8 protein-coding genes and 1 pseudogene are annotated in these 8,992 nt (G+C 69.7%); 8 read left to right on the forward strand and 1 reads right to left on the reverse strand.

The window, feature by feature from the left end; all coding sequences use genetic code 11:
- Positions 1-296: 296 nt before the first annotated feature.
- The 6 genes from ABD151_RS12245 to pknB are packed head-to-tail and all read left to right on the forward strand — an operon-like array spanning position 297 to position 7,426.
- Positions 297-1,007 carry an FHA domain-containing protein gene (locus tag ABD151_RS12245; RefSeq protein ID WP_343994711.1) on the forward strand — a complete coding sequence of 237 codons (711 nt, stop codon included), beginning with the start codon at positions 297-299 and terminating at the stop codon, positions 1,005-1,007.
- The gene (locus ABD151_RS12250; RefSeq protein ID WP_343994713.1) at positions 1,004-1,474 is read left to right on the forward strand and encodes an FHA domain-containing protein FhaB/FipA; all 471 of its coding nucleotides are present in this window, start codon (positions 1,004-1,006) and stop codon (positions 1,472-1,474) included. Before ABD151_RS12245 ends, ABD151_RS12250 begins: the two co-directional genes overlap by 4 nt.
- A gap of 4 nt (positions 1,475-1,478) precedes the next feature.
- Positions 1,479-2,786: a PP2C family protein-serine/threonine phosphatase gene (locus ABD151_RS12255; RefSeq protein WP_343994715.1), complete on the forward strand. Its 1,308-nt coding sequence runs from the start codon at positions 1,479-1,481 to the stop codon at positions 2,784-2,786.
- Between the two features lie 5 nt (positions 2,787-2,791).
- Positions 2,792-4,171 carry an FtsW/RodA/SpoVE family cell cycle protein gene (locus ABD151_RS12260; protein WP_343994717.1) on the forward strand — a complete coding sequence of 460 codons (1,380 nt, stop codon included), beginning with the start codon at positions 2,792-2,794 and terminating at the stop codon, positions 4,169-4,171.
- On the forward strand, positions 4,168-5,631 hold the full coding sequence (locus ABD151_RS12265; protein WP_343994719.1) for a penicillin-binding transpeptidase domain-containing protein: 1,464 nt from the start codon (positions 4,168-4,170) through the stop codon (positions 5,629-5,631). Before ABD151_RS12260 ends, ABD151_RS12265 begins: the two co-directional genes overlap by 4 nt.
- A gap of 25 nt (positions 5,632-5,656) precedes the next feature.
- Positions 5,657-7,426, forward strand: a complete 1,770-nt coding sequence (pknB, locus tag ABD151_RS12270; protein WP_343994721.1) for a Stk1 family PASTA domain-containing Ser/Thr kinase — start codon at positions 5,657-5,659, stop codon at positions 7,424-7,426.
- 37 nt (positions 7,427-7,463) lie between these two features.
- Here pknB and ABD151_RS12275 read toward each other — a convergent pair whose 3' ends face one another.
- The gene (locus tag ABD151_RS12275; protein ID WP_343994723.1) at positions 7,464-8,225 is read right to left on the reverse strand and encodes a DUF881 domain-containing protein; all 762 of its coding nucleotides are present in this window, start codon (positions 8,223-8,225) and stop codon (positions 7,464-7,466) included.
- Positions 8,226-8,278: 53 nt separating this feature from the next.
- Between ABD151_RS12275 and ABD151_RS12280 the strand changes: the two are divergent.
- Both ABD151_RS12280 and ABD151_RS12285 read left to right on the forward strand, forming a co-directional pair.
- A pseudogene (locus ABD151_RS12280) lies at positions 8,279-8,374 on the forward strand (hypothetical protein); the annotation flags it as partial.
- Between the two features lie 48 nt (positions 8,375-8,422).
- Positions 8,423-8,755 (forward strand): cell division protein CrgA, encoded by a 333-nt coding sequence (locus ABD151_RS12285; protein WP_343994731.1) that lies wholly within the window; start codon positions 8,423-8,425, stop codon positions 8,753-8,755.
- The last annotated feature ends 237 nt before the right edge of the window (positions 8,756-8,992 follow it).

The raw sequence follows: 8,992 nt of genomic DNA on the forward strand, positions 1-8,992 counted from the left end.
GGAGTTGAACCCCCACGTCCTTTCGGACACACGGACCTGAACCGTGCGCGTCTGCCTATTCCGCCACTCGCGCTTGAAGCAAGGGAAACGTTAGCCCACGATCCGCGAATCGCCCAAACCGCGGGGACGATCCACCCTCCGGCCACCGCGACCCCGATACGATCTGCGTTGTCTACGGCCTCGTTCCTGCGTGTGGCCGAACGGTCGAGCGCCCGTAGATGAGAGGCTGCCTGGGCACAGGGGGCCCGGTACGACCGCACGTACAACCGAGAGCAACCAAGAGAGAGGAGGCGCGCATGAGTGGACTCCAGAAGTTCGAGAACCGCCTGGAGCAGTTCATCTCCGGTGTCTTCGCGCGCGCCTTCCGCAGCGCGGTCCAGCCGGTGGAGATCTCGGCGGCCCTGCAGCGCGAGGTCGACAACAACGCGCAGATCCTCAGCCGCGACCGCCGTCTAGTGCCCAACACCTTCCACGTCGAGCTCAGCGACGCCGACTTCGACCGGCTCGCCCCCTTCGACAGCACGCTCTCGGCCGAGCTCACCAACACCCTGCGCGACCACGCCGACCAGCAGTCCTACGTCTTCCCGGGTCCGGTCAGCATCGAGTTCGAGCAGGCCGACGACCTCACCACCGGCCGCTTCCGGGTCCGCAGCGCCGCCCAGGCGAAGGTCACCACACACGCCACCGAGACCCAGTACGGCCGCGCCGAGGCGCTCCTCGAGGTCAACGGCGTCCGTCACCCGCTCAACCCGCCCGGCCTCGTCGTCGGGCGCGGCACCGACGTCGGCCTGCGGATCAACGACCCCGGCATCAGCCGCCAGCACATCGAGTTCCGCGTCGAGCACACCGGCGGCGACCCGAACGTGGAGGTCTACGACCTCGGCTCCACCAACGGCATGCTGGTCGACGGCCACAAGGTCGCCAGCGCCACCCTGCACGACGGCTCGCACGTCAAGATCGGCACCACCGTGCTCACCGTCCGCCTGGTCCGGGAGGCAACCCGATGAGTGAACTGACGCTCTTCCTCGTCCGCCTCGCCTACCTGGCGATCCTGTGGATCTTCGTGCTGTCGGCGATCAGCGTGATCCGCACCGACATGTACGGCGCCCGGATGCCCGCCTCCGCCCAGCCCCGCGCCAACAAGCCGGGCAAGCAGCCGAAGAACCCGCCGCGACGCCGCGGCTCACCCACCCACGTCGCCGTCGTCGAGGGTCCCAACGCCGGTGCCCGCGCCGACCTGTCCCAGGCTCCGATCCTGATCGGCCGCGGCCCGGACGCCGCGATCCGCCTCGACGACGACTACGTCTCCACCCGGCACGCCCGGATCGCCCTCTCCGGCGACCAGTGGTTCGTCGAGGACCTCGGCTCCACCAACGGCACCTACGTCGGCGCCGCCCGCATCACCCAGCCCACCACCCTCGCGCTCGGGATCCAGGTCCGCATCGGCAAGACGGTCCTCGAGTTGAGGAAGTGACGCGTTGACCGCCACCGACTCCACGGGCAGCGCCCTGCAGCTGGCCTTCTCCGCCCTCTCCGACGTCGGCAGGGTGCGCAAGGACAACCAGGACTCCGGATACGCCGGCCCCTGGCTGCTCGCGGTCTGTGACGGCGTCGGCGGCGCAGCCCGCGGCGACATCGCCTCTTCCACCGCCATCCAGCAGCTGCGGCGCATCGACGTCGCCCCCGGCGACGACCTGCTCGGCCTGGTCGCCGGTGCCCTGCACCGCGCGCACGACCGGATCTCCGAGCTGGTCGACGAGGACCCGAACCTCTCCGGCACGTCCACCACCGCCACCCTGGCCCTCTTCGACGGCGCCCGGCTCGGCATCGGCCACGTCGGCGACAGCCGCGCGTACCTGCTGCGCGACGGCGTGATGAGCCAGCTCACCCGCGACCACACCTTCGTCCAGTCGCTCATCGACGAGGGCCGGATCACCGAGGCCGAGGCGCGGGTCCACCCGCACCGCAACCTGATCCTCAAGGCGGTCGACGGCGTCCACGAGACGGAGCCCGACCTCTTCACCGTCGACCTCGCCGCCGGCGATCGCATCCTGCTGTGCAGCGACGGCGCCAGCGGCGTCCTCGACGACGACCAGCTGGCCGCGATCCTCGGCGACGGCACCGTCGACTACGCCGCCGTCGAGCTGGTCCGCGCCAGCCTGGAGGCCGGCTCCACCGACAACGTCACCTGCGTGGTCGCCGAGGTCTCCGCCCAGCCCGTCACCGACCAGCCGCCGATGCTGGTCGGCGCCGCCGCCGACCTCCCGCGCCGCGGCCTCACCCAGCGCGCCGGCCGCCTGCTCGGCCACCGCTCCACCGAGGCCGACGAGTACGAGCAGATGCCGGCCGACGCCCCCGCGAACGCCATCCCCAGCGACCCGATCGACCCCGAGATCGCGCGCTACGCACCGCGCCCGCCGCAGCGCTTCACCTGGCTGAAGATCCTCGGCGTCCTGGTCATCCTGGCCAGCCTCGCCTGGGCCGGTGCCGCCGCGCTCTACGTGCTCTCCCAGCGCCAGTACTACATCGGCGTCCACGACGACCAGGTCACCATCTTCCGCGGCGTCGACTACTCGGTCCCGTTCGTCGACCTCTCCACCCCGGTCGAGACCTTCGACCTCACCCTGGACGAGATCTGCGCCTACCAGGCCAACGACATCCGCGAGGGCATCAAGGCGGAGAGCCTCTCCGCCGCCCAGCGCACCGTGACCGAGCTCCAGTCCGCCTCCGAGTGCATCAGCGACGACGACTCCGTGGACCCGACCGGACCCACCGGACAGGGTTGATCCCGATGTCGCAGACCGGAGCCTTCCTCGGATTCGTTCACCGCCGCCGCCGCGGCGCTGAGCTCTTCCTGCTGATCCTCGCCCTCGCCGTCGGCCTGGGCGCGTATGCCGCCGTCGGACTCGGCGTCAACGACGAGGTCCCCGCCGACATCATGGTCTACGGCGGCTGGCTGACGGCGCTCTCGATCGCCGCGCACATCGCCGTGCGGATCACCGCCCCCTACGCCGACCCCGTGCTGCTGCCGGTGGTCACCGCGCTCAACGGCCTCGGCCTGGCGATGATCTACCGCCTCGACCTGGCCCGCGACACCGAGCTCGCCCGGCAACAGCTGACCTGGATGACGATCGGCGTCGGACTCTTCGTGCTCACGCTGGTCTTCCTGCGCGACCACCGCGTGCTGCAGCGCTTCACCTACACGGCAGGCCTCAGCGCGATCGTGCTGCTGATCATGCCGATGCTGCCGGTGATCGGCACCAGCATCCACGGCGCCCGGATCTGGGTCCGGCTCGGCCCGATCAGCTTCCAGCCGGGCGAGGTCGCCAAGGTGCTGCTGGTGGTCGCCTTCGCCGGCTACCTGGTGCTGCACCGCGACGCGCTCGCCCTGGCCGGACGCCGGCTGCTCTTCGTCGACCTGCCCCGTGGCCGCGACCTCGGCCCGATCCTGTCGATGTGGGCGGTCAGCCTGGCGATCCTGGTGCTGCAGCGCGACCTCGGCTCATCGCTGCTCTTCTTCGGCATCTTCCTGACCATGCTCTACATCGCCACCGAACGGCCGGGCTGGCTGGTCGTCGGTGCCGCGATGTTCTTCAGCGGCGCCCTGGTCGCCTACCAGCTCTTCGGCCACGTCCAGGCCCGGGTCTCCGCCTGGACCGACCCCTTCGCCAGCTGGGACACCGGATCGCAGCAGGTCGGCAACTCGCTCTTCGGGATGGCCTGGGGCGGCCTGCTCGGCCGCGGCCTCGGTCAGGGACGCCCCGAGCTGACGTCGTACTCGGAGTCCGACTTCATCCTCTCCGCGATCGGCGAGGAGCTCGGACTCACCGGCGTGATGGCGGTGATCCTGCTCTACGGCCTGATCGTCGAGCGCGGCCTGCGCGCCGCCCTGGTCTGCCGCGACGGCTTCGGCAAGCTGCTCGCCAGCGGTCTGGCGCTGGTGATGGCGCTGCAGGTCTTCGTGGTCATCGGCGGCGTCACCCGACTGATCCCGCTGACCGGTCTGACCACCCCGTTCCTCTCCTACGGCGGCTCGTCGCTGGTCACCAACTGGGTGATCATCGCGTTGCTGCTGCGCGTCTCCGACCAGGCCCGGCGCCCGGTGCCGGACCTCTCCGGCGACTCCGAGACCGAGGACGCCGCCGAGCAGACGCAGGTGGTCAAGCTATGAACAAGCCGATCCGCACCATGTCGGTGTTCTGCCTCTTCCTCTTCCTGGCGCTGCTGCTCAACGTGACGTGGGTGCAGTACATCAAGGCCGGCGAGTACAACGACAGCGGACTCAACGCCCGGGTCAAGGACGAGACGCTCTCCCGGGAGCGCGGCGCGATCCTGGTCGCCGGCCGCCCCGTCGCCGAGTCGCGCCCCTCCGACGACCGGTACAAGTTCCAGCGGGTCTACCCGTACCGCCCCTACCTGTACGCGCCGCTCACCGGATACTTCGCGCTGGCCCGCTCCACCCTGCTGGAGAACAGCCAGAACAAGCTGCTCAGCGGCGACGACGACCGGCTCTTCGTGAACCGCCTGGTCGACCTGGTCAACAACGCCTCGCCCAAGGGCGGCAACGTCTCGCTGACCATCGACCCGGCCGCGCAGCGTGCCGCCTACGACGGTCTGGCCGCGCTCGGCGACAACGTGCAGGGCGGCGCGGTGGCGATCGAGCCCAGCACCGGCAAGGTGCTCGCGATGGTCTCGCTGCCTAGCTTCAACCCGAACAAGTTCGCCGACCACGACACCGCCGCCGTCGACGCCTACGACAAGGCCATGCAGACCCGCGCCGACAAGCCGCTGCAGAGCCGCGCCACCAAGATCCGGCTCTCCCCCGGCTCGGTCTTCAAGCTGGTCACCGCCGCCGCCGCGATCGAGTCCGAGGGCTATGACGCCGAGTCGCTGGTCCCCGGCGGCCCGAGCTACAAGCTGCCCGGGACCAACATCAGCATCAACAACGGCGGCCGGAGCTGCGGCAGCAACCAGATCCCGCTGACCCAGGCGCTCGAGCAGTCCTGCAACACCACCTTCCTCGCGCTGGCGAATCAGGTGGGCCACGAGAAGATGCTGGAGCAGGCCGAGAAGTTCGGCTTCAACAACGGCAACCTGCTGCGCGACTTCGCCGAGAGCGAGCAGTCCGCCAGCAGCTACCCCACCGGCGACATCTCCGACGACTTCCTCGCCAAGACCGGCATGGGCCAGCAGGACGTGCAGGCCACGCCGCTGCAGATGGCGATGGTGGTGGCCGGGATCGTCAACGACGGCGTGGTGATGCGCCCCTACCTGGTCGACCAGGTGCGCTCCCCCGACCTCGACGTCCTGGAGACGGCCGAGCAGGAGGAGTTCAGCCGGGCGATCTCGCCGTCCACGGCCAGCGAGCTGCGCAAGATGATGGTCAACACCGTCGACCGCGGCACCGCCTCGGTCGCCCAGATCCCTGGCGTCCGGGTGGGCGCCAAGACCGGCACCGCGGAGAACTGCGCGGGCTGCCAGAACTACTCGTGGTTCGTCTCCTACGCCTCCGAGGGCGGCCAGGAAGTGGCCGTCGCGGTGATGGTGCAGAAGTCGAACGCAAGCGTCGTGTCCGGGAGCGGACAGGCCGGACCGATCGCTCGGGCGATCATGGACGCGGTGATCAAGTGACACCGTCACGAAGGAATGGGTTGAGATGACGAACGACGAACCGACCCTGGTCGGCGGCCGCTACGAGCTCGGCGAGCTTCTGGGTCGTGGCGGCATGGCGGAGGTCCGCAAGGGCACCGACTCGCGCCTGGGGCGCGTGGTCGCGGTCAAGCGTCTGCGCACCGATCTGGCCAGCGATGCCACGTTCCAAGCGCGGTTCCGCCGTGAGGCGCAATCCTCGGCCTCGCTCAACCACCCCGCCATCGTCGCGGTCTACGACACCGGCGAGGAGATGTCCGACCAGGGCGTCGCCCAGCCGTACATCGTGATGGAGTACGTCGCCGGCCGCACCCTGCGCGACATCCTGCGCGAGGGCCGCAAGATCCTGCCGGAGCGTGCCCTGGAGATCACCTCCGGCGTGCTCTCCGCCCTCGACTACTCGCATCGCGCCGGCATCATCCACCGCGACATCAAGCCCGCGAACGTGATGCTGACGCCGGGCGGCGATGTCAAGGTGATGGACTTCGGGATCGCCCGCGCGGTCTCCGACGCATCCACCACGATGACCCAGACCGCGGCCGTGGTCGGCACCGCGCAGTACCTCTCCCCGGAGCAGGCGCGCGGCGAGACCGTCGACTCCCGCTCCGACGTCTACTCCACCGGCTGCCTGCTCTACGAGCTCCTCACCGGCCGTCCGCCGTTCGTCGGCGACTCCCCGGTCGCGGTGGCCTACCAGCACGTGCGCGAGCCCGCGACGCCGCCGTCGACGTTCGACACCGAGCTGCCGCCCGAGGTCGACGCGATCGTGATGAAGGCGCTCGCCAAGCGCCTCGAGGACCGCTACCAGAGCGCCGCCGCGATGCGCACCGACATCGAGCGCTACCTGGCCGGACGTCCGGTCGCCGCACCCGCCGTCGCCGCGACGCCGCCCGCCGCGGCCACCACCTACCTGCCGCAGCAGACCGCGGCCACGGCGCCCGCCGAGGAGGAGGAAGAGCCCAAGAAGCGCACCGGGCTGTGGATCCTGATCGGCGCGCTGGTGCTGGCGATCATCGCGGGAACCGCGTGGGCGCTGACCCGCGGCGGTGACGACGAGCCGGCCGACGTGCAGGTGCCCACGGTGATCGGCGAGAAGCAGGCCGACGCCGAGCGACTGCTCAGTCGTGAGGGCTTCGACTACAAGATCACCGAGACGCCGCATGCCGACGTCGACGCCGGCCTGGTCTACGACGTCGCCCCGAACCAGGGTGAGTGGGTCTCGCCCGACACCGTGGTCGAGCTCTTCGTCTCCACCGGGCCCGCTCCGGTGGAGGTCCCCGACCTGATCGGGGAGAAGAAGAGCGACGCTGCGCAACAGCTGCGCGACCTCGGCCTGAGAGTCCGCTTCGAGGACCGCGACACCGACGATCCCAAGGGCCAGGTGCTCGACCAGAGCATCGCGGAGGGCGAGATGGTGCCGCCGGGCACCGCGATCGTGCTGGGCATCTCCGACGGCCCCAACGAGGTCCCGTTCGTGGTCGGCATGAAGCAGGCCGCCGCCGAGCAGCGACTGCGCGACGCCGGCTTCCGGGTCTACGTGGTGGAGAGCGACGACACCACCGAGCCGGCCGGCACCGTGATCGACCAGTCCTCCGAGGAGGGCGAGACCGCCGACCAGGGCACCGAGATCCGGATCACCGTCTCGACCTACGTGGAGCCCACCGAGCCGCCCACGGACGAGCCGACCGACGACCCGACGGATCTGCCCACTGATCTGCCCACGGACCCGACGAACGACGAGTTCCCGCGACTGGCCCCCGGCCACAACCGGGACTGACCACAGCCCGATCCGCTGCCGCGCTGGATCTGAGGACTCAGGAGTCCTCGGGGTCCAGCGCGGTGGCGTATTCCAGGGCGCGCAGGCCGGAGTAGGCCGGCGCCACCACGCGCTCGCTCTGGTCCATCTCCCAACCGATCGCGATCGACGGGTCGGCCGCCTGCGAGCGGTAGTAGGACAGGTACGGGTCTCCGTCGATGCCGGCCTCGAGGACGTCCGGGTCGCCGACCGCCTCGATCACGAACGGCTGCGGGTACGGGATGCCCTGCAGCTCGACGGAGTTGCCGGCGCACTTGATGCCGGTGGTGGAGACCAGGCGCTGTCCCTGCACGGTGATCGCGCGGGCACCGGAGCGCCACATGGCGTTGACGACGGCCTGGATGTCCTGCTGGTGGACGATCAGCAGGTTGATGTTCTCGTCCGACGTCTCGCGGACCTCCGAGGGCGAGTCGGAGAGCACGACCCGCAGCCCGCTGCCCTGCACGTGGCCGAAGCCGGCGGGGCCGGCGAGCCGCTCGGCCTTGCGGCGCTCGGTGCGCACGGAGCGGTCCTGGACCAGGCCGGTGAGCCGGTCGACGTCGCGGTTCAGCTCGGCCGCGCGGTCCTCCAACTGCTGGTACTGCTTGCTCTCGCTGCGGACCAGGCTGGCGAGGTCGTCGTTGCGCCCTGGGCGCAGGTCGGTACCGTCACTGGAGTTCGCGCTCGACCAGAAGAGCATCCCGGCGCAGCCGAAGACGAGGGGGGTGGCGATGCGCCACTTCCTCATTTTCCGGCGGTGCCCGTGATTGCTTGCGGTCATGACGACTACGCTAACCGGGTGCGCAATGCGGCGATGCATCGCGCCCCCGAAGATCAGAGGAGAGTTTGGTGGCCAAGACCAAGGACACGTTCGTCGATCCCGACGCGCAATCCGGTCCGATTTTCTCGGTTCGCTTCCTGCTGGCGATCCTGCTGGTCGCTGCCGGCATCGCCTATGTGGTGATCTGGACGCTGTATGTGCGCGAGGTCCGGCTCGAGGGAACCGACCCCAAGACGCTGATCCCGGGGATGAAGAAGCTCGACGACTGGAACTGGGCGATCGGCTTCGGCTCGCTGCTGCTCGGTCTGGCCATCGCCGCGCACCCGTCGACCCCGCTGGGCCGCGGCCGCGGCGTGGTGGTCGGCATGCTGGGCTGCTTCTTGATCGGCCTGCTGTGGATCTGCACGTTCTACGTCTTCGCCGACAACGCCCACGACCTGTGGCTGTTGACCGACCTCGGTCAGCTCAACCTGATCGTCGGGATCGGCTTCATGGCCGTGGGATTCACCTACGCCACGCGCTGGGAGTGATCCCCCGGCTGCACCCCGCAGCCCCTGTTCTGACCGGAAGCCCGCTGTTATCCACAGCGGGCTTCCGCCGTTTCAGGCTGTGGGGAAATTCCTCCACAGGTCCCTCCACAGCGGTGAATAACAGGTGTGTAGTTCTCCACAGGCTTTATCCACAGTGGGGATAACTCCCGGGAATCGGCACGGCCGACGCACCGGTCCAGCAGACGCGAAGCGCCCCGTGACCCTGAGGTCACGGGG

This window comes from Nocardioides dubius, assembly GCF_039528155.1.
Lineage (GTDB): Bacteria > Actinomycetota > Actinomycetes > Propionibacteriales > Nocardioidaceae > Nocardioides > Nocardioides dubius.